Below are 1321 nucleotides of genomic sequence, written 5' to 3'. Positions count from 1 at the left end.
GACGTGGTTCTGCTGGACGTGACCCCGCTGTCGCTGGGCATCGAGACGCTGGGTGGCGTGTTCACCCGTCTGATCGACCGCAACACCACGATCCCGACGAAAAAGTCTCAGGTCTTCTCGACCGCCGAGGACAATCAGAACGCCGTAACCATCCGCGTGTTCCAGGGTGAGCGTGAAATGGCTGCGGACAACAAGATCCTGGGTCAGTTCAACCTCGAAGACATCCCGCCCGCACCGCGCGGCATGCCTCAGATCGAGGTGACTTTTGACATCGACGCCAACGGCATTGTCTCGGTTTCGGCCAAGGACAAAGGCACCGGCAAAGAGCAGAAGATCACCATTCAGGCCTCGGGTGGTCTGTCCGACGAGGACATCGACAAGATGGTCAAGGACGCCGAAGAGAACGCGGAAGCCGACAAGGAACGCCGCGAGCTGGTCGACGCCAAGAACCAAGCGGAAAGCCTCATCCACTCGACCGAGAAGTCGATGGAAGAGCATGCCGACAAGGTCGATCCGACCACTATCGAAGCCATCGAGCTGGCGATTGCCGCGCTGAAGGACGAGCTGGAAACCGAAAATGCCGACAAGATCAAGTCGGGCATCCAGAACGTCACAGAAGCGGCGATGAAGCTGGGCGAAGCCATCTACAAGGCGCAAGCTGATGAGGGCGAGGACGAGCCTGCGGCGGCAGATGCTGCGTCGGGTGAGGATGACATTGTCGACGCCGAGTTCGAAGATCTGGACGACGACAAGCGTAACTAACGGGTAACCGGGCCACTGCGGGCCGGTCCGGTTGCCGGGCCGGCCCGACTACGTTGAGGCAGAAGGAAATACTGATGTCAAAACGCGACTATTACGATGTGCTCGGCGTAGCAAAGGGCGCATCGGCGGACGAGATCAAAAAGGGTTTTCGCAAGAAAGCCAAGGAATTGCATCCCGACCGCAACAAGGACAACCCGGATGCCGAGGCGCAGTTCAAGGAAGCGAACGAAGCCTATGACGTTCTGAAAGATGCCGACCGCAAGGCGGCCTATGACCGCTTTGGTCACGCCGCCTTTGAAAACGGCATGGGCGGCGGCGGTGGCCGTCCTGGCGGCGGCTTTGGTCAGGGCGATTTCTCCAGCGCGTTCTCGGATGTGTTCGACGATCTGTTCGGCGATTTCATGGGTGGCCAGCGGGGCGGCGGCGGTCGCCGCGCGGCGCGCGGGTCGGACCTGCGCTATAACCTGCGGGTGACGCTGGAAGACGCCTATGCGGGTCTGCAGAAAACCATCAATGTACCGACCGCCGTTGCCTGTTCCTCGTGCGATGGAACCGGGGC

General features: G+C 60.6%; 2 protein-coding genes. Both read left to right on the top strand.

Annotation, left to right across the window (positions count from 1 at the left end):
* Positions 1–762 (top strand): Hsp70 family protein (locus MPJ51_RS03570; RefSeq protein ID WP_298381840.1); only part of this gene is annotated, 762 nt, incomplete at its 5' end.
* A 74-nt stretch (positions 763–836) separates the two neighbouring features.
* A partial coding sequence (locus MPJ51_RS03565; RefSeq protein ID WP_298381837.1) for a DnaJ domain-containing protein occupies positions 837–1321 on the top strand: 485 nt, incomplete at its 3' end.

Origin of the sequence: Ruegeria sp. (genome assembly GCF_028066395.1) — a bacterium.
Lineage (GTDB): Bacteria > Pseudomonadota > Alphaproteobacteria > Rhodobacterales > Rhodobacteraceae > Ruegeria.
The sequence above is the reverse complement of the archived record's forward strand: the minus strand, read 5'-3'. Positions and strand labels throughout refer to the sequence as shown.